The 18,054-nt window shown below is 66.5% G+C and carries 18 protein-coding genes; 15 read left to right on the top strand and 3 right to left on the bottom strand.

The features are described from left to right. Nucleotides 1-88: 88 nt before the first annotated feature. The 14 genes from AC1D09_RS15960 to AC1D09_RS15895 all read left to right on the top strand — a co-directional run bounded on the left by AC1D09_RS15960 (nt 89) and on the right by AC1D09_RS15895 (nt 13,136). The gene (locus tag AC1D09_RS15960; protein ID WP_477660942.1) at nt 89-454 is read left to right on the top strand and encodes a flagellar protein FlaG; all 366 of its coding nucleotides are present in this window, start codon (nt 89-91) and stop codon (nt 452-454) included. 138 nt (nt 455-592) lie between these two features. Continuing rightward, on the top strand, nt 593-2,038 hold the full coding sequence (fliD, locus tag AC1D09_RS15955) for a flagellar filament capping protein FliD (RefSeq protein WP_477660943.1): 1,446 nt from the start codon (nt 593-595) through the stop codon (nt 2,036-2,038). A 21-nt stretch (nt 2,039-2,059) separates the two neighbouring features. Then, complete coding sequence (gene fliS, locus AC1D09_RS15950) at nt 2,060-2,545, top strand: flagellar export chaperone FliS (RefSeq protein ID WP_477660944.1); 486 nt, start codon at nt 2,060-2,062, stop codon at nt 2,543-2,545. Nucleotides 2,546-2,548: 3 nt separating this feature from the next. Further along, nucleotides 2,549-2,896: a flagellar protein FliT gene (locus tag AC1D09_RS15945; protein ID WP_477660945.1), complete on the top strand. Its 348-nt coding sequence runs from the start codon at nt 2,549-2,551 to the stop codon at nt 2,894-2,896. Further along, a complete protein-coding gene (gene fliK / locus AC1D09_RS15940) occupies nt 2,893-4,218 on the top strand; it encodes a flagellar hook-length control protein FliK (RefSeq protein WP_477701127.1) in 1,326 nt (441 codons plus the stop codon). The genes AC1D09_RS15945 and fliK overlap by 4 nt, the downstream gene beginning before the upstream one ends. After that, nucleotides 4,211-4,528: an EscU/YscU/HrcU family type III secretion system export apparatus switch protein gene (locus tag AC1D09_RS15935; RefSeq protein ID WP_477661163.1), complete on the top strand. Its 318-nt coding sequence runs from the start codon at nt 4,211-4,213 to the stop codon at nt 4,526-4,528. Before fliK ends, AC1D09_RS15935 begins: the two co-directional genes overlap by 8 nt. A gap of 247 nt (nt 4,529-4,775) precedes the next feature. Then, the gene (flhD, locus tag AC1D09_RS15930) at nt 4,776-5,123 is read left to right on the top strand and encodes a flagellar transcriptional regulator FlhD (RefSeq protein ID WP_007862628.1); all 348 of its coding nucleotides are present in this window, start codon (nt 4,776-4,778) and stop codon (nt 5,121-5,123) included. Between the two features lie 45 nt (nt 5,124-5,168). After that, entirely contained in the window at nt 5,169-5,798 is a 630-nt protein-coding gene (flhC, locus tag AC1D09_RS15925) for a flagellar transcriptional regulator FlhC (protein ID WP_074577821.1), read from the top strand. 42 nt (nt 5,799-5,840) lie between these two features. After that, complete coding sequence (gene motA, locus AC1D09_RS15920; protein WP_074577822.1) at nt 5,841-6,704, top strand: flagellar motor stator protein MotA; 864 nt, start codon at nt 5,841-5,843, stop codon at nt 6,702-6,704. A gap of 33 nt (nt 6,705-6,737) precedes the next feature. Then, nucleotides 6,738-7,700, top strand: coding sequence for a flagellar motor protein MotB (motB, locus tag AC1D09_RS15915; protein ID WP_477660947.1), 963 nt, complete (start codon nt 6,738-6,740; stop codon nt 7,698-7,700). After that, the gene (locus AC1D09_RS15910; protein WP_477660948.1) at nt 7,700-8,080 is read left to right on the top strand and encodes a response regulator; all 381 of its coding nucleotides are present in this window, start codon (nt 7,700-7,702) and stop codon (nt 8,078-8,080) included. The genes motB and AC1D09_RS15910 overlap by 1 nt, the downstream gene beginning before the upstream one ends. Nucleotides 8,081-8,117: 37 nt before the next feature. After that, complete coding sequence (gene cheA, locus AC1D09_RS15905; RefSeq protein WP_477660949.1) at nt 8,118-10,181, top strand: chemotaxis protein CheA; 2,064 nt, start codon at nt 8,118-8,120, stop codon at nt 10,179-10,181. Between the two features lie 322 nt (nt 10,182-10,503). Further along, the gene (locus AC1D09_RS15900) at nt 10,504-12,294 is read left to right on the top strand and encodes a cytochrome c biogenesis protein DipZ (RefSeq protein ID WP_477660950.1); all 1,791 of its coding nucleotides are present in this window, start codon (nt 10,504-10,506) and stop codon (nt 12,292-12,294) included. A gap of 416 nt (nt 12,295-12,710) precedes the next feature. Beyond that, nucleotides 12,711-13,136 (top strand): organic hydroperoxide resistance protein, encoded by a 426-nt coding sequence (locus AC1D09_RS15895; protein WP_477660951.1) that lies wholly within the window; start codon nt 12,711-12,713, stop codon nt 13,134-13,136. A gap of 77 nt (nt 13,137-13,213) precedes the next feature. Here the strand turns inward: AC1D09_RS15895 and AC1D09_RS15890 are convergent, their stop codons facing one another. Genes AC1D09_RS15890 through AC1D09_RS15880 form a run of 3 tightly spaced genes read right to left on the bottom strand, consistent with a single transcriptional unit; the run spans nt 13,214 to nt 15,866 of the window. After that, nucleotides 13,214-14,542, bottom strand: coding sequence for an ATP-binding protein (locus AC1D09_RS15890; protein WP_477660952.1), 1,329 nt, complete (start codon nt 14,540-14,542; stop codon nt 13,214-13,216). Next, a complete protein-coding gene (locus AC1D09_RS15885) occupies nt 14,539-15,282 on the bottom strand; it encodes a response regulator (protein WP_477660953.1) in 744 nt (247 codons plus the stop codon). The genes AC1D09_RS15890 and AC1D09_RS15885 overlap by 4 nt, the downstream gene beginning before the upstream one ends. Before the next feature lie 50 nt (nt 15,283-15,332). Further along, the gene (locus AC1D09_RS15880; protein ID WP_477660954.1) at nt 15,333-15,866 is read right to left on the bottom strand and encodes a thioredoxin family protein; all 534 of its coding nucleotides are present in this window, start codon (nt 15,864-15,866) and stop codon (nt 15,333-15,335) included. 462 nt (nt 15,867-16,328) lie between these two features. Here AC1D09_RS15880 and AC1D09_RS15875 point away from each other — a divergent pair, with 462 nt between their 5' ends. Beyond that, nucleotides 16,329-18,026, top strand: a complete 1,698-nt coding sequence (locus tag AC1D09_RS15875; RefSeq protein ID WP_477661164.1) for a ShlB/FhaC/HecB family hemolysin secretion/activation protein — start codon at nt 16,329-16,331, stop codon at nt 18,024-18,026. Nucleotides 18,027-18,054: the final 28 nt, after the last annotated feature.

Below are 18,054 nucleotides of genomic sequence, written 5' to 3'. Positions count from 1 at the left end.
AGCCAGGCGGCTTCGGCCGCCTGCGCTACGCACTCCCGCTTGGGGCACCAGGCGGGAGTGCCTAGCGATTTTCCGAGGAGAGCCCCGCATGACTATTTCCGCCAACGCCGCCAATGCCGCCACGACCGCGACGGCCGCCGCGTGGCGCGATGCCGCGCCGCTGCCGCCCGCCCCTTCAGCCCGCGCCGGCGCGGCCCGCGAGCTGCCGGCCGAACCCCCGCCCAAGGCGCAGCCCGAACGCGAACGCAGCGCGCTGGCCGAGATCAACGAGTCCTTGCGCATGTCCTCCATCGGCGTGCAGTTCGAGTTCGACAAGGAGGCCGACACCATGGTCGTCAAGGTGGTCGACGTGGAGAGTGGCGAGCTGATCCGGCAGATGCCTTCGGAAGAGGTGGTGCGGATTTCGCGCGCGCTCGGCAAGCTACAGGGCCTGCTGGTCCACCAGGCCGTTTAGTGCCGCTCAAAAACCCTCCCGGCGTTGTTGCGTCGCCTTGCCGTGCTGCTGCACTGTCTGCGGCGACGCGCCTGGCCAGGACCGCTTCGCTGGGTTGTGTGGGCAGCACTTTCATTCAAGAAGATTGAGGAATATTTCATGGCATCGATTTCAAGCCTGGGCGTCGGGTCCAACCTGAACCTGAACGACCTGCTCACCGACCTCACCAAGGCGGAAAGCCAGCCGCTGGTGCTGCTGCAAAAGCAGCAGATCAGCTACACCGCGAAGCTGTCGGCCTACGGCACGCTCAAGAACGCGCTCAGCACCCTGCAGACAGCGGCGGCCAAGCTGTCCGACGCCAATTTGTTCCAGGGCATCAAGGCCACTTCGAGCGCGAGCGACGTGCTCTCGGCCACGGGCCAGGCCTCGGCCACCGCCGGCATTTACACGGTGGACGTGAGCCGGCTGGCCAGCGCGCAGTCGCTGGCCGCGGCCGGTGTCTCCAGCACCAAGGCCGCGGTGGGCAAGGGCACCGTCACCATTGATTTCGGCAGCATCTCGGGCGGCACGTTCAGTGAGGCCAGCGGCACCTACAGCGGCGCGAGCTTCACGCCGGACGCCGCGCGCGCCGCGAAGTCCATCGTGATCGACGACAGCAATAACTCGCTGGAGGGCTTGCGCGACGCGATCAACAAGAGCACCGACATCGGCGTGACGGCCAGCATCGTCAATGACGGCGGCGCGTCGCCCTACCGCCTGGTGCTGACCTCCAAGGAAACCGGCGAAGCTTCGAGCATGCGCATTTCCGTCGCCGGCGACGCCAGCCTGCAGGGCTTGCTCAATCACGACGCTTCGGGCGCGCAGGCCCTGCGGCAGACGGCGGCGGCCGGCAATGCGGCGCTCAAGGTCAACGGCATCCCGGTGACCTCCAAGACCAACACGGTGGTCGATGCCGCGCCCGGCGTGACCATGACGCTGGCGAAAACCGGCACCAGCACGCTGACGGTGAGCCGGGACACCTCGGCGGTGGAGGCGGCCATCACCGGCTTCGTCACGGCCTACAACAGCCTGCAGACCACGGCGGCGCAGCTGACCAAATACGACACCGAAAAACAGACCGGCGCGGCCCTGGTCGGCGACTCCACGCTGCGCACCATACAGACGCGCATACGCGCGGCGCTCAACACGCCGCAGGCCGGCGAGCTCAAGGTGCTGTCGCGGGTCGGCGTGAGCTTCCAGAAGGACGGCACCCTGGCCTTCGACGCGTCCAAGCTCAAGGCCGCGTTCGCGGACAAGCAGGGCGCGGTGGCCGAGCTGTTCGCCGGCAACGGAACGACGGGCGGCATAGCCAAGCAGGTGTCCTCGCTGCTGGACGGCTTCACCAGCAGCACCGGCATGATCAGCGCGGCCGCGACCGGCGTGGAGACCACGCTGAAGTCGCTGGACAGCCAGTACACCGCGACCCAGAGCCGGGTGGACGCGACGATCGCGCGCTACAAGGCGCAGTTCACCCAGCTGGACCTGCTGGTCTCGCGCATGAACTCCACCGCCAGCTACCTGACCCAGCAATTCGCCAACATGAGCTCGAGCAATTCGAGCAAATAAGCCAGCCGGCCGTTACTCCCGATGCACACCCAGCCCCACACCCAACCCTATAGCTACCACCCGGGCGCCAGCGCCTATGCCAAGGTCGGCACCGAGAGCGCGGCCATGAGCGCCTCGCCGCACCAGCTGATCACCATGCTGTTCGACGGCGCCAAGACGGCCATCGCGATGGCGCGCCACCACATGGCGAACAAGGACATCGGCGCCAAGGGCCAGGCCATTTCCAAGGCCATCAACATCGTCGACAACGGCCTGAAGGCCAGCCTGGATGCGGACGCCGCGGGCGCGGCCGGCGCCCAGCTGGTGGCGGACCTGTCGGCGTTTTACGCCTATGTCACGCAACGCCTGCTGTATGCCAACCTGCGCAACGACCCGGCGCTGCTGGACGAGGCCGACCGGCTGCTGGACAGCGTGAGCTCGGCCTGGCGCGAGATCGATCCGCAGCGGCCGCGGCCGCCGCAGGTGCCGGCCGCGCCCGCGGTGTCGCGTTTTTCCACGGGGGCTTGAGGCATGGGATCACAAAGTGAAGTGATGCACTGCTACGAGCAGATCGCCCCGCTGACCGAGCGCATGCTGGTGCTGGCGCGCGCCAAGCAGTGGGGCGAGCTGCCCCGGCTGGAAGGGCAGTGCAGCAGCATGGTGGAGCGCCTGAAGGACATAGAGCCGCTGAGCACGCTGGACGAGGCGCAGTCGGCGCGCAAATATGTGCTGCTGGGCCGCATCAGCGCCAACTCGAGTGAAATCGTCAACATGATCATGCCCCAGCTGTCCAAGCTGGTCGGCGTCATGAAAAGCCTGGACCGGCAGCGCAGCCTGCACAGGGCCTACGGCCAGCCGGACGACGCCTACCTGCCATGAGCGGCGTGACGCCTCTGGTGGACACCTTGCTGGCCACGCGGCTGGGGCAGCGCGTGGACCTGGTACCGCTGAAGGCGCAGGCAGAAATCGCCGGCCCGGGCGCTGTGGCGAATGTGCAGAAGGTGGACAACGACATCCGCCTGCCTTCGCGCGGGGCATTGCAGCGCGAGCTGGGCGTGGGTCTTGTCGCTCGCAGCGGCATCCCGGCAAGCCCGGCCCCTGCCAGGGCCGAAGCCGCCGTCACCCTAAGCGCGGCCGCGCGCACGGTCAGCGCGCTGCTGGAGCTCCCGGTGGGCAGCACGCCCGCCGTGCGCGGCCAGGCGGCGCTGCAGCCCGACATGCGGGCCTCCGCGGTGCYGGTGCTGGCGGCCGCGCTGGCGCGCACGGTGGCCGAATCCGGCCTTTTTTACGAATCGCATCTGCAGCAATTCACGGCCGGCCAGCGTACGCTGGCGCAGCTGGCACGCGAGCCGCAGGCCGGCCTGGCTTTGCCGGCCGCCGCTGCGCAGCAGGCGGATGTGAGCACCCCCTCACAGCTTGGTGCCGTCGGTTCCACGCTGGTCTCTCTCGCGTTGCTGCTGGAAGAGATGGCGGCGTTGCCGCCCGTCCCGCCTGTTTCACCTGCTACGCCCGATGCCGGGCCGGTGCTGCAAACTCCGGGGACGCTGGAAAAACCGGAAGCGGCCGCACCGCCGGCCACCTCTTTTTTGGCGGCGTCCTTGGGCAAAACCGGCCCGGCCGTGACCTACGGACCCAGCGGCTTGCCGGAGCCGGCGCCGCCCAACCCGCACGATTTTTCACTGCCCGAGGCCGACCTGCCCGTTTCCAGCGTTGCTTCCGTGGACAGCGCGCGCGCCGGCCATCCCGCGGCGGCGATACATCCCGACGCCCTGGGCCTGGTGCGCCAGCAGCTCGAGATGCTGGCGCAGCCGGTGTTCCGCTGGAGCGGCGAGGGCTGGCCCGGCGTACCCATGGACTGGGAGATATGTCAGGAACGCCAGGAGCCCGAGCCAGGCCGCGAGCGCCAGGCCGGCGAAGGCGGCGCGGAAAGCGCGCCAGCCGCCTGGGTCACGCGCATGACGCTCCAGTTGCCCCGGCTGGGAACGCTGGACGTGCGCCTGGGGCTTAACGGCGCAGCGCTGCAGCTGCGCCTGGACGCCTCGCGGGACGGTACGGCGGCCGTGCTCAAGCAGGCCGGCGACCAGCTGTCGCGGCGCCTGCAAGGCGTGGGGCTGGCGCTCACGGACTTGCGCGTAGGCGGCGCGGCCGGTATGGCCGATTCCGCAGATTTGGCGGATTCAGGGGGAAATGGCGATGCCTGACAGGTCGTCCGATGAGGGGGAAGCCGACCGGGCCGGCAGCCCGCGGGGCCCCCGCGCCGAAGCCGTGGCGCTGTCCCTGGGCGCCGCCGGCGAGGCGCCAACCGTGGTGGCCAAGGGCTATGGCGCGGTCGCCGAAGCCATTGTCCAGCGCGCAAAAGACAGCGGCCTTTACGTTCACGCCTCCCTGGAATTGGTGAAATTGTTAATGCATGTAGATCTGGATAGCAGAATTCCGCCAAATTTGTACCTCGCTGTTGCAGAAATGCTCACATGGGTCCATCAATTAGAAAATGAAGAAACGAGTACTTAAACACTAGTCAATCGATTTTCTATCAGCCTGAAATACCCATATTTTCATTAAATTCTTCGGTTCGTTACTAAATTTTCTTGTTTTGACGCTTAAATGTTACTTAATTGATAAATTTGATTTGTTCATGTAATTGTCAGTTTAATGTGTTAAAAATTGCAATTGAGGGGAAGTCGTACGACAAGCCGCTCAATCAATCTGTGACAGGTGACGAAATTGACTGTGATGGATGACTCGTTCACCGCTCTACATGCAAATTTTGAAAGAACAGGAACGCAACGTGATTGACACTGGTACCGCCAACGACATTGGCGACTTGAATTTGGCCTACCTGCTGCTCGCCAAGCGGCTGGTGACGGAGGACATTGCGCTGGCGATGTACCGGCTCGGCATGAGCCGGGAGCTGGCTGACCTGCTGGGCAGCCTGTCGCTTTCCCAGATTGTGAAATTGGCGGGCTCCAGCCTGCTGCTGTGCCGTTTCCGCTTCGACGACCATCCCATGCTGTCGGCGCTGACCCTGGAAGGCAAGAACCCGGCGCTGCAGCAGGCGCATGCCGCGATCCTGCTGTCGGGCCAGCAGCTTGAGGCGGTCCGGTGATGTCCCGCGTTTCGGCTTCAAGCCGCTTTTTGCCCGGAAACCGCCATGGCCGGTAAAAGCGTCATCGTGGAGGCCAGGGAAATCCACCTGGCCATGGACCTGATCAAGCTGGGCGCCCGCCTGCAGTTCCTGGAGGCCGAAACCAGCCTGAGCCGGGACCGCCTGATCAAGCTCTACAAGGAGCTCAAGGGGACCTCGCCGCCCAAGGGCCTGCTGCCCTTTTCCACGGACTGGTTCATGACCTGGCTGTCCAACATCCACTCGTCGATGTTCTACAACATCTACCGCTTCATGGTGGTCCATGGCGGCTGCACGCGCATCAACGCCATCATCAAGAGCTACCGCCTGTACATCGAGCAGGTGCAGCAGCAGGGCGGCGAGCCGGTGCTGGACTTCACGCGGGCCTGGACGCTGGTGCGTTTTTTCGACAGCGACATGCTACAGCTGAGCACCTGCACGCGCTGCACGGGCCTGTTTGTCGCCCACGCCCATGACTCGCAGAGCAACTATGTGTGCGTGCTGTGCCGCCCGCCTTCGCGCGCCGGCAAGACCCGCCCCTCGGGCGCCAAGCGCGACGAGGCCGAAGGCGGCAGCCCCGCGGCCGCCGGCGGCACGCCCGCGATCTCCTCGTCGCAGTGGCTCGCCAATGTGATGAACAGTTCGCGCACCGCCTGAGGGCGGGGCGGCTTTTCTTTTTCAGATCCGCAGGAGAACCCCATGCTTGTCATCATCGGCTACCTTGTCGTCGTCGCCTCCGTCTTTGGCGGCTACGCCATGATGGGCGGGCATTTCGGGGTGCTGTACCAGCCGCTGGAGCTGCTCATCATCGGCGGGGCCGCCGTGGGCGCCTTCGTCGCGGGCAACGACGGCCGCACCATACGCGCCACCCTCAAGGAATTGCCCAAGCTGCTGGCCAGCTCGAAAAAACACGACAAGGCGCTCTACATGGAGCTGCTGGCCCTGCTCTACGTGCTGCTGTCCAAGGGCCGCAAGGACGGCATGATGGCGCTGGAGTCCGAGATCGACGACCCGCACAACAGCCCGCTGTTCGCGCCCTACACCGTGATCCTGGGTGACGCGCGGGTGCTGGAGTTCCTGACCGACTACCTGCGCCTGATCGTGAGCGGCAACACCGACCCCTTCGAGATCGAGCAGCTCATGGAGCACGAACTCGAAACCTACAAGCACGAGGCGGAGGTCCCGGCCCACAGCCTGGCGCGCGTGGGTGACGCGCTGCCGGCCCTGGGCATCGTGGCGGCCGTGCTGGGCGTGGTGCACGCGCTGGCCTCGGCCGACCTGCCGCCGGCCGAGATGGGCCAGCTGATCGCGCATGCCATGGTCGGCACCTTCCTGGGCATCCTGCTGGCCTACGGTTTTGTGTCGCCGCTGGCCACGCTCATCGAGCACAAGGTGGCGGAGTCGCTCAAGGCCTACCAGTGCATCAAGGTCACGCTGATGGCCAGCCTCAACGGCTATGCGCCGCAGCTCGCGGTGGAGTTCGGCCGCAAGATTTTGTACTCGACCGAGCGGCCGTCCTTCACCGAGCTGGACGGCCATGTGCGCGAGGTCAAGGCGCGCTGAGGCGGCCGGCCAACGCAATCCGGCGACATTGCCATGAGCGAGACCGCGCGAAGAATCATCGTCATACGGCGCCCCGTGAAAGCGGCCGCCCACCATGGCGGCGCCTGGAAGATCGCCTTCGCCGATTTCATGACGGCCATGTTCGCCTTCTTCCTGGTGCTGTGGATTTTGAGCATCTCCTCGCCCAGGCAGCTCGAGGGCATCGCCGACCAGTTCAAGATGCCGCTGCGGGTCGCCCTGGCCGGGGGCAAAAAAAGCAGCACCAGCACCAACGTGATTCCCGGCGGCGGCGCCGACCCCAGCCATGCGGACGGCGAAGTCCGGCAGGCGGCCGCTGACAGCGGCAAGGACCCGGACGACGGCCAGCGCCTGGAAGCGCTCAAGGAGCGGCTGGACAACATGATCGAGTCCAGCCCGGTGCTCAGGCAGTTCCGGCCCCAGCTGCTGATCGACATCACGCCCGAGGGCTTGCGCATCCAGATCGTGGACAGCAACAACCGGCCCATGTTCGACCGCTCCAGCGCCGTGGTGGTGAGCTATATGCGCAGCATCCTGCGCGAGATAGGCCCGGTGCTCAACGAGCAGCCCAACAAGCTCACGCTGTCCGGCCACACCGACGCCACCGTGTACTCGCAGGGCGGCAAGTCCTACAGCAACTGGGAGCTGTCGGCCGACCGGGCCAATGCCTCGCGGCGCGAGCTGGTGGCCGGCGGCATGCAGGACGGCAAGATCCTGCGCGTCATGGGCGTCTCGTCCAGCGTGCACCTGAACAACGACGATCCTTACGCGGCGGTCAACCGGCGCATCAGCATCCTGGTGCTCAACAAGCGCGCGCAGGCCGACATCGAAAACGGCAATGCCGCGACCGCCAGCGCGCCTTTCCTGGCGGCCGGCAAGGGCGCGCGGGCCGCCAACAGCGCCGGTGCCGGGATCAAGCCGGCCGGCGCGCCGCGGGCGCTGAACCCCGGCCCCGCCCAACCTGAAAGCCGGACCTGATGCACAAAAAAACCATCCTGGTGGTCGACGACTCGGCCGTGATGCGCCACCTTAATTCCGCCGTCCTCGAAGAGGGCGGCTACCAGGTGCTGCTGGCCGGCGACGGCCAGGCCGCGCTGGAGCGGATTGTGGACACCCCCGTGGACCTGGTGCTGACCGACTGGACCATGGTCCCCATGGACGGCTGCGAGCTCACGCGCCGGCTGCGCGCGCGGCCGGCCTCCGCGGCCCTACCCATCCTGGTGCTCAGCACCCTGAGCAACGAGGCCAGCAAGGCCGACGCGCGGCAGGCCGGCGCCACCGGCTGGCTGTGCAAACCGATAGAGCCCGACACGCTGCTGGCCGTGGTGGGCAGCCTGATGAACCCGGCGCGGGCCTGAGGCCGGCGCGGCAGCCAACAAGAGAAACCTTTCCCCTATGGACATCACCCAGTTCTACCAGACATTTTTTGAAGAAGCCGACGAGTTGCTGGCCGAGATGGAACAGCTGTTCCTGGGCCTGGACCTGGAGGCGCCCGACGGCGAACACCTCAACGCGGTGTTTCGCGCCGCGCATTCCATCAAGGGCGGTGCGGCCACCTTCGGTTTTGTCGCGCTGACCGACACCACCCACCTGCTGGAAAACCTGCTGGACCGGGCGCGCCACGGCGAGCTCAAACTCAATACCAAGATGATGGATGCCTTTCTGGAGACCAAGGACGTGTTGCAAAAACAATTGAGCGCCTACAGGGCCGGCACCGAGCCCGAAGCCGGCATGGTGGCCGAGATCTGCGCGGTGCTGCAGCAGCTCGCGCTGGAAGCCGGTGGAACGCCGCCCGCGCCGCCCGTTGTGGCCGCGCCGCCGGCGCCGGCACCCGTGGCCCAGCCGCAGGCAGAGCCCGTGGCTGCGGCCGAGCGGACCCTGAAGGTGCGCTTTTCCAAGGTGTCGGAGAACGACTGCAAGCTGCTCAGCGAAGAGATGGCCAACCTGGGCCAGGTGACGGCGCAGACCCAGGAAGAAGGCAGCCTGACGATCTGGCTCAAGACCGGCTGCGACGGCAACGACGTGATTGCGGTCTGCTGTTTCATCATCGAGGCCGAGCAGATCGATATCCGCGAGGAGGGCGCGCCCGCTGCGCCAGCCCAGCCGGTGGAGGCGCAGCAAGTTGAAGCGGCCGCGCCGCAGCCTGCAAGCCAGTCCGCGCCCGCCGCCGCAAACGCGCCGGCCGCCGCCGCGGTGCAGAACAAGGAATCGAGCTCGATACGCGTGGACGTCGAAAAAGTCGACCAGATCATCAACCTGGTCGGCGAGCTGGTGATCACCCAGTCCATGCTGACGCAGACCGCCTCCCTGCTGGACCCGGTGGTGCATGAGCGCCTGCTCAGCGGCATGGGCCACCTGGAGCGCAATGCGCGCGACCTGCAGGAGTCCGTCATGTCCATACGCATGATGCCCATGGACTATGTGTTCAGCCGCTTCCCGCGCCTGATCCGCGACCTCTCGGCCAAGCTCGGCAAGCAGGTGCAGCTGGTCACGGTCGGCAAGGAAACCGAACTCGACAAAAGCCTGATCGAGCGCATCATCGACCCCATCACCCACCTGGTGCGCAACAGCCTGGACCACGGCATCGAAGGCCCGGAGCGCCGCGCCTATGCCGGCAAGGACCCGGTGGGCCGGCTGACGCTGTCGGCCCAGCACCAGGGCGGCAGCATCGTGATCGAGGTCAAGGACGACGGCGGCGGCCTGGTGCGCGAAAAAATCCTGGCCAAGGCGCTGCAGCAGGGCATGCCGGTCAGCGAATCCATGCCGGACGAGGACGTCTGGCAGCTGATCTTCGCGCCGGGTTTTTCCACCGCCGAGGCGGTTACCGACGTGTCGGGCCGCGGCGTCGGCATGGACGTGGTCAAGCGCAACATCCATGAAATGGGCGGCCATGTGGAGATCGCCTCCGTCCAGGGCAAGGGCACGACGATTCGCATCGTGCTGCCGCTGACGCTGGCCATCCTCAATGGCATGTCGGTCAAGGTCGGCGAGGAGGTCTACATCCTGCCGCTGAACTACGTCATCGAGTCGCTGCAGCCGCTGGACAAGGACGTGCACTCCATCACCGCCGACGAGCACGTCATGCATGTGCGCGGCGAATACCTGGCCCTGCTCGAACTGCACAAACTCTTCGACGTGGCCGGCGCGGTGCGTGTGCCCACCCAGGGCATCGCTGTCATTGTGCAGGCCGAGGGCACGCGCTTCGCGCTGCTGGTCGACCAGCTCGTGGGCCAGCACCAGGTCGTGGTGAAAAACCTGGAGACCAATTACCGCAAGGTGCCCGGCATTTCGGGCGCGACCATCCTGGGCGACGGCAATGTTGCGCTCATCATCGACGTGGCGGCAGTGCAACGCGCCAACCGCGACAAGGCGGCCCAGCGCGGCCAGGCGCGCCCGGCGCTGGTGGCGGCCGCGGCCGCCGCCGCGTCGCGCGCGCTGGAGGTGGCGATGGCGGCCTGAAGCCCCCGGTGGTGCCCGGGCCACGCCGGACGCCGGGATGGTCAAATTTTGGGCATCCGGCGGCGCGCCAATGCCGGCGCGGCTCCGCGGGCCTGTGCAAAGGTTTATCCACAGGGTAGCCCACAGCAACTGAGGGTAAGTTTTGTGTGCCGTGGGGCGGCCGCTGCAGGCGCGCCAGGCGGGACCGGCCACGGTTTTGTATGCCTGTGTATCCGCGCCGGCCGCGGATACAGCCGCATGCCATGAGGCGGTGCGGGCGACACAGCGCGGATACGCAAAGGCGGTTCAATCACGGGGTGCCCACTCCTGAAACCGCCCAGCCATGAGCTTTCTCATCCTTGCCTTTGCCGCCGGTGTGCTGACCATCGTCAGCCCCTGCATTCTTCCGGTCCTGCCTTTTGTGCTGGCGCGCGCCGGTAAGCCTTTCCTGCGCAACGGCCTGCCCATGCTGCTGGGCATGGCGCTGGCCTTTACCTCGGTGGCCACGCTGGCCGCCGTGGGCGGCGGCTGGGCGGTACAGGCCAATGAATACGGGCGCATCGCGGCGCTGGGACTGCTGGCCGTGTTTGCGCTGACCTTGCTGTTTCCGCAACTGGCCGACCGCCTGGCCCGGCCGCTGGTGGCGCTGGGCGCGCGCATCGCCTCTTCCGGTGAAGGCGGCGAAGGCGGGAACCCTTCGCTGCTGTCTTCGCTGGTGCTGGGCGTGGCCACCGGTTTGCTGTGGGCGCCCTGCGCGGGGCCGGTGCTGGGCCTGATCCTCACGGGCGCGGCGATCCAGGGCGCGAACGCGGGCACCTCCTTGCTGCTGTTGGCCTATGCCGGCGGCGCGGCGACTTCACTGGCGCTGTCGCTGCTGGTGGGTGGGCGCGTGTATGCGCTGCTGCGGCGTTCCCTGGGCATCAGTCAATGGGCCAGGCGCGCCATGGGCGCGGCAGTGCTGGCCGGTGTGGCGCTGATCGCCACGGGGCTGGATACCGGGCTCTTGAGCCGGCTGTCATTGGGCAGCACCTCAAGGATTGAGCAAACGCTGATCAATGTCTTTCAGGCGCAGGCGCCGCGCGATGGGCAAATGACGGTGGCCGATGCCATCCCGCTCGCCGCCGCAAAAGCCGAAACTGCGCCCGTACCTGCATCCATACCCACAGCCTGGCAGGACAGCACCTTCGCGCCGCTGGCCGGCGCCACCGGCTGGATCAACACGACGCCGCTGGCCGGCGCCGACCTGCGCGGCAAGGTGGTGCTGGTTGATTTCTGGACTTACTCGTGCATCAACTGCCTGCGCACGCTGCCCTATATCCGCGCCTGGGCCGACAAATACCGCGAGGCCGGCCTGGTCGTGCTCGGCGTGCATTCGCCGGAGTTCGCGTTTGAAAAAAACGAGGGCAATGTACGCAGGGCCGTCAAGGACCTGGGCATCCAATACCCCGTCGCCATCGACAGCCGGCATGCGATCTGGCGCGGCTTCGAGAACCAGGCCTGGCCGGCGCTGTATTTTGTCGATGCCCAGGGCAGGGTGCGCCACCAGGTGTTTGGCGAAGGGCAGTACGAAGCCTCCGAGCGCCTGATCCAGAAACTGCTGGCCGAAAGAAGCGGCCAGGGCATGCGCGATGCCGGCCTGGTCGCCGTGCGGGGCGAGGGCGTGCAGGCCGCACCCGGCGAGCGGGTGCTGTCGGGCGAGACCTATGTGGGCCATGAGCGCGCGGTGAACTTTGTGCCCGCCGGCGGCCTGCAGGCCGACCGCGCGCAGCGTTACGAAGCGGCCGCGAGCGTGGCGCTGAACCACTGGACCTTGGGCGGGCAATGGCTGGTGGAAGCCGAACGCGCCGTCGCGCTACAGGCCGGCGCGCGCCTGGCTTACCGCTTTCGCGCACGCGACCTGCACCTGGTGCTGGGCCGTGATGCCGGCGCGGCGCCGGTGCGCTTTCGTGTGCTTGTCGACGGCAAGCCGCCGGCCCAAAGCCACGGCAGCGACATCGCGGCGGACGGCAGCGGCGTGATTGACGCGCATCGGCTCTACCAGCTGGTCAGGCTGCCGGCCTCGGCCGGCGACCATTTGTTCGAGATCGAGTTCCTGGACCCTGGTGCGCAGGTGTATGCCTTCACCTTTGGCTGAGCATCATGAAAAAACTCTGGATGGCCTTGACGTTTTTGGTGGGCGGCTTTGCGCATGAGCTGCGCAACCCGCTCACTTGCCAGTGCATCAGTTCCCGGCCTGCGGTCGTGTGGCGTGCGCGCCGCGGGCCAGGCTGATCGCCGCGCAACGGGTGCGGGAGATTTGTACCGCAGAGTGTCCAGCGGCCGCGTGCGTACACAACATTGCGCTTCTGAGATATCGACGATACGAGAAAACCTTTTAATCCACAGATGACGCAGATTTACGCAGATTAAGAAAGGCATTTGCATTCAGGGCCTCGCCTCCTCAAACGCCGGCGCCATGACTGCGCATCACGATTTTTGTCTGCATTCATCTGTGTAAATCTGCGAAATCTGCGGATAAGAATTTCTTCAACCCTCCAAAAGGAAAACACCATGACCACCATCAACCATCTCGACAAAGTCCTGTACACGGGCAAGACCCACACCACCGGCGGGCGCAACGGGGAATCCCGCAGCGCCGACGGCCGCCTGGACATCAAGCTCTCTCCACCCGGCAGCGCCGGCCAGGGCACCAACCCCGAGCAGCTGTTCGCCGCGGGCTGGTCGGCCTGCTTTATAGGCGCCATGGGCCGTGCCGCCGCCGCGCAAAAAGTCAGCCTGCCGGCCGGCGTGGCCGTCGATGCCGAGGTGGACCTGGGTACGGCCGGCGAGGCCTTCTTCCTGCAGGCACGCCTGAACGTCCTCCTGCCGGGCCTGGACAGCGCGACGGCGCGCGCCATTGTGGATGCGGCCCACCAGCTGTGCCCTTACTCCAAGGCCACGCGCGGCAATATCGATGTGGAGATCAACCTGGTCTAAGAGCCGCTCTAAGCCTGCAGACCGCGCACGGCCAAGCCGGCCTGCCCGAGTGATCGGGCAGGCCGGCTTTTTTGATGTCAGGGTTCAGCGGGCGAAGAAGCGGGCAGCACCAGCCTCGCCGCCAGCCCGCCGCCACTGCGGTTGGCCAGGCTCAGGCGGGCACCTATGGATGCGGCCAGCTGCTGCGCGATGGCCAGGCCCAGGCCGGTGCCGCCGGTATCGCGGTTCCTGGAGCTTTCCACGCGGTAAAAGGGCTGCAGCACCGCCTCGAGTTCGGCTTCGGGAATGCCGGGCCCGCGGTCCAGCACCGAGATCTCTATGGCCTGGCCGGCATTGACTTGCACGGCCAGCTCGACCTCCTTGCCGAACTTGAGCGCGTTGTCGCTGAGGTTGCTCAGGATGCGGCGCAGTGCCAGCGGCCGGCTCATCACGGGGCTGCCGACCCGCCCGCTCACCGTGACTTGCTTGCCGGCGTCCTCGTAGTCGCAGCGCAAGGTGTCCAGCAGGGCGTCGAGGTCCACCCTGCGCGGCGCCTCGTCGGCGCCGTGCAGGCTGCGCGCATAGGCCAGCGCCTCGCGCACCAGGGCCACCATTTCATCAAGGTCGTGCTGCAGCTTGCCGCGCTGTTCTTCGTCGTCCATCAGGTCGGTGCGCAGCCGCATGCGCGTGATGGGCGTCTGCAGGTCGTGCGAAATGGCGGCCAGGATTTGCGTGCGCTCGGCCAGGTAGCCGGCAATGCGCCGCTGCATGGCGTTGAAGGCGCTGGAGGCGCGCGCCACCTCGGTCGGCCCGCCTTCGGGCAGCGCCGTGCCCTTGAGGTCGGGGCCCAGCGCGTCGGCCGCATGGGCCAGGCGCCGCAGCGGCTGGGTCGCGATGCGCACCGCAAAAAAAGCGCAGACGGCCAGCAGCGACAGCTGCAGCAGCAGCAGCGCCGGCAGCCAGGGCGAGATCGGCGTGGCCGCGGCCCAGAGGTTGATGGTCACCGGCGAACCGTCGCTCAGAAGCAGGTGGATGTGCACACGCTTGGGGTCGCCGGGAATCGCATTGACCGTGACCTGGTAGCGCTTGTCCACCGCGTGGGCGATCGATGCGCTGACGCGCGCGGCGATCTCGTTGTCGCCGCCCTGATCGGTGATGCCGCCGTCCAGCTGGTAGCGGTAATTCTTGCGGTCTATCAGCGGCAGCCAGTTGGGGCGCTCGGCCGGCGGCACGCGGTCCAGGATGGCGACGGAACTCGTGATGTCTTTTTCGAGGTTGTCCAGCATCAGGTCGCGGCCCACCAGGCCGCGCTCATACATCACCAGCAGGTAAGACATGGCCTGGGCCGCCAGTATGCCCAGCAGCAGGATCAGCATCAGCCGCGCGAACAGGCTGTGCGGCCAGCCGCGCGGACGTGTCGCCGTCATGCGGCCTCCGGCCGGCCCTGCACCGCGGCGCTGAACACATAACCCTCGCTGCGCACCGTCTTGATGTAGCGCGGCTCGCGCGCCTCGTCACCCAGGCGCTGGCGCAGCCGGCTCACCAGCAGGTCGATGGAGCGCTCGAACAATTCGGCGTCGCGCCCCTGCGTGAGGTTGAGCAGCTGGTCGCGATTCAGCACGCGCTGCGGGTGGTCCAGGAAGACGCGCAGCAGCCGGTACTCGGCGCCGCTGAGCGGCACCAGCGTGCCGCTGGCGTCCAGCAGGTGGCGGCCCGTGGTGTCGAGCTGCCAGTCGCCGAAGCTCAGCAGGTGGGAGCTTTCCTCCACCTGCAGATTCGGCGGCAGCATGCGCGTGCGGCGCAGCACCGAGCGTATGCGCGCCAGCAGCTCGCGCGCCGCGAAAGGCTTGGCCAGGTAGTCGTCCGCGCCCATCTCCAGGCCCAGGATGCGGTCGGCCTCCTCGTTGCGCGCGGTCAGCATCAGGATGGGAATGGCCTTGTGCTTGCCGGCGCGCAGGTCGCGGCACAAGGTCAGGCCGTCCTCGCCGGGCAGCATCAGGTCCAGCACGATGAGGTCCACCGCCGCGTTCTCCAGCGCCGCGCGCATGTGCCGGCCCGATTCCACCTTGGTCACGCGCAAGCCATTTTTCTCGAGGTAGCTGCCCAGCAGCTCCCGGATCTCGCGGTCGTCGTCAACAATGAGGATGTGGTCGGGCTGCTGCTGCATGGCTGTCCTGGAAAAATGCGTGACCCCGGCATTTTGCCCCGGGGCCGGCCTTATTGGGCCAGCAAAGCCTGTAGGGCCTTCTCGGTCTCGGCGTAGCGCCCCTCGCCGAAGTGGCTGTAGACAATCATGCCCTTCTTGTCGACCAGGTAAATCGCGGGCCAGTAGTTGTTGCTGAAGGCGCGCCAGGTGGCATAGCTGTTGTCCTGGGCCACGGCATGCTGTATGCCCAGGCGCTCCATCGCGGCCTTGACGTTCTTCGTCGATTTTTCATACGCGAACTCCGGCGTGTGCACACCCACCGTCACCAGGCCCTGGCTTTTGTACTTCTCATGCCAGGACTTCACGGCCGGCAGGTGGTTCAGGCAGTTGATGCAGGTATAGGTCCAGAAATCGACCAGCACCACCTTGCCCTGAAGATCCGCCATGCGCAGCGGCGCCGAGTTGAGCCAGGTCTCTATGCCCGCGAACTCAGGTGCGGCCGTGGGCGCGCGGCCCAGCGAAAAAAAAGCCGAGGCATCAGGCATGGCAAAGGCGGCGGCTGTGGCGGCGGCAGCGGTGGCCAGGAATTGGCGGCGAGCGGTCATGGTCGGGTCCTTGTGGTGAGGGGATGAAACGCGGCGCCGGGGAAAGCAGCCGCCCATGCAGGCATTGGAAGGCCGCGAGGTATCCCGGGTGTGTCCTGCCAAGGGCGATGCGTATGGGCTGGTATCGCAGGAGTGCGTGGACACAGTGGCATACAAAAAACCGCTCACCCACCCGGTTGCGCTGTATTTTGCTGAGCCCTCTTACTAATTAAGTGTGGTTTCCCGATAAAACCAACACCAACCGCTCGGAAAAAGACGAAGTTACAGCTTTCTTGTTACTAAAAAATTACACTTGCTTGCATGTCCGGCAAAGGGCCCGGCAATAAAAAAACGGAATCAGGGAGAGCGTGATTGGCCAAGCCACACGATGACTTGGGTAGATCACTCGAGGCGGTGCCGCAGCGCACCCAACAATCTGTCAAACCACACAGCGGCGCGCGCAAACTCTGCGCCGGCCTGGCCATGGCCGTCCTGGCCGGCCATGCCTGGGCCCAGCCCGCGCCGCTCAGCAGCGCCGACCAGGAACAGCGCCGTGCCCAGGAACGTGAGCGCTTGCTGCGCGAGCAGCAGGAGAGGGCGCCCGATGTGCGCCTTCCCCCCGCGCCGCAGGCCGAAGCCGACAGGCTGCCGTCCGCCGAGTCGCCCTGCCTGCCGATTCGCGAGCTGAAACTGCGAAGCGTTTCGGGCGAGCCGGCCGCACTGGCTTCGCAATTCGCCTGGGCGCTGGATGCGGCGGCCGGCCCCGATGCCGGCGATGCGCCGCTGGGCCGTTGCCTGGGCACCCAGGGCATCGCCATCGTGATGAAGCGCCTGCAGAACGCCGTGATCGCCCGCGGCTATGTGACCACCCGCATCCTGGCCGAACCGCAGGACCTGAACACCGGCGTGCTCACGCTCACGCTGCTTCCGGGCCGCATACGCGCGATACGGTTTTCAGAAGGCAGCGACGCGCGCGGTAACGCCTGGACGGCCATGCCCGTCAAGCCGGGCGAGTTGCTGAACCTGCGCGACATTGAGCAGGCCCTGGAAAACTTCAAGCGCGTGCCCACGGCCGAGGCCGACATCCAGATCGAAGAGGCCAAGGGCAACGACGCCAAACCCGGCCAGAGCGACCTGGTCATCAGCTACCGCCAGGGTTTCCCTTTGCGCGTTTCCGTCTTCGCAGACGACAGCGGCTCCAAAGCCACCGGCAAATACCAGGGCGGCATCACGCTGTCTTACGACAACTGGTGGACGCTCAACGACCTGTTTTATGTCTCGCTCAACACCGACCTGGGCGGCGGCGAGCCCGGCAGCCGCGGCACACGCGGCAGCACCGTGCATTACTCGCTGCCCCTGGGCTACTGGACGCTGGGCGCCACCGTCAGCGACAGCCGCTACTTCCAGAGCGTGGCCGGCGCCACCCAGGACTATGTCTACCGCGGCACCAGCAGCAATGCCGAGCTCAAGCTCTCGCGCCTGGTGTATCGCGACGCCAGCCGCAAGAGCACCGTCAGCCTGAAGGCCTTCCAGCGCCGCTCGAACAACTTCATCGACGACACCGAGGTCGAGGTGCAGCGCCGCGTGGTCGGCGGCTGGGAATTCGGCATCGGCCACAAGGAGTTCATAGGCCAGGCCACACTCGAAGGCAACCTCGCCTACAAGCGCGGCACCGGCGCTTTCGGCTCGCTGCCCGCGCCCGAGGAAGCTTTTGGCGAGGGCACTTCGCGTTTTGCGCTCATCAACGCCGATGCCAACCTGCAGCTGCCCTTCAAGCTGGCCGGCATAGGCCTGCGCTACAACGCCGCCTGGCGCCTGCAGCTCAACCGCACGCCGCTGACGCCGCAAGACCGCTTCTCCATCGCCGGGCGCTACACCGTGCGCGGCTTTGACGGCGAATCCTCGCTGAGCGCCGAGCGCGGCTGGCTGCTGCGCAATGAACTCAGCACGCTGCTGGGCGAGACCGGCCAGGAGCTCTACATCGGCCTGGACCACGGCGAAGTCGGCGGCCCCGGCAGCGAGCTGCTGGTCGGCAAGCGCCTGACGGGCGCCGTCATCGGCCTGCGCGGCAGCTTCAAGAAGCTGCAGTACGACTTCTTCATAGGCGCGCCCGTCAAAAAGCCCGAACTCTTCCGCACCGCCGGCAGCACTTTGGGCGTGAGCCTGAGCGCCAGTTTTTAGTCATTCGTTTTTATTTCAATCGGAGTCT

This window comes from Polaromonas sp. P1_A2, from assembly GCF_056406895.1.
The sequence above is the reverse complement of the archived record's forward strand: the minus strand, read 5'-3'. Positions and strand labels throughout refer to the sequence as shown.

Coding starts and splice junctions, on each gene's coding strand:
- fliS (WP_477660944.1), top strand. CDS start 2,060: ATGCACACCCAGCCCCACACCCAACCCTATAGCTACCACCCGGGCGCC.
- fliD (WP_477660943.1), top strand. CDS start 593: ATGGCATCGATTTCAAGCCTGGGCGTCGGGTCCAACCTGAACCTGAAC.
- AC1D09_RS15900 (WP_477660950.1), top strand. CDS start 10,504: ATGAGCTTTCTCATCCTTGCCTTTGCCGCCGGTGTGCTGACCATCGTC.
- AC1D09_RS15910 (WP_477660948.1), top strand. CDS start 7,700: ATGCACAAAAAAACCATCCTGGTGGTCGACGACTCGGCCGTGATGCGC.
- flhD (WP_007862628.1), top strand. CDS start 4,776: ATGCAAATTTTGAAAGAACAGGAACGCAACGTGATTGACACTGGTACC.
- AC1D09_RS15960 (WP_477660942.1), top strand. CDS start 89: ATGACTATTTCCGCCAACGCCGCCAATGCCGCCACGACCGCGACGGCC.
- cheA (WP_477660949.1), top strand. CDS start 8,118: ATGGACATCACCCAGTTCTACCAGACATTTTTTGAAGAAGCCGACGAG.
- AC1D09_RS15875 (WP_477661164.1), top strand. CDS start 16,329: ATGGCCGTCCTGGCCGGCCATGCCTGGGCCCAGCCCGCGCCGCTCAGC.
- AC1D09_RS15890 (WP_477660952.1), bottom strand. CDS start 14,542: ATGACGGCGACACGTCCGCGCGGCTGGCCGCACAGCCTGTTCGCGCGG.
- AC1D09_RS15935 (WP_477661163.1), top strand. CDS start 4,211: ATGCCTGACAGGTCGTCCGATGAGGGGGAAGCCGACCGGGCCGGCAGC.
- motB (WP_477660947.1), top strand. CDS start 6,738: ATGAGCGAGACCGCGCGAAGAATCATCGTCATACGGCGCCCCGTGAAA.
- AC1D09_RS15945 (WP_477660945.1), top strand. CDS start 2,549: ATGGGATCACAAAGTGAAGTGATGCACTGCTACGAGCAGATCGCCCCG.
- AC1D09_RS15895 (WP_477660951.1), top strand. CDS start 12,711: ATGACCACCATCAACCATCTCGACAAAGTCCTGTACACGGGCAAGACC.
- AC1D09_RS15885 (WP_477660953.1), bottom strand. CDS start 15,282: ATGCAGCAGCAGCCCGACCACATCCTCATTGTTGACGACGACCGCGAG.
- AC1D09_RS15880 (WP_477660954.1), bottom strand. CDS start 15,866: ATGACCGCTCGCCGCCAATTCCTGGCCACCGCTGCCGCCGCCACAGCC.
- flhC (WP_074577821.1), top strand. CDS start 5,169: ATGGCCGGTAAAAGCGTCATCGTGGAGGCCAGGGAAATCCACCTGGCC.
- motA (WP_074577822.1), top strand. CDS start 5,841: ATGCTTGTCATCATCGGCTACCTTGTCGTCGTCGCCTCCGTCTTTGGC.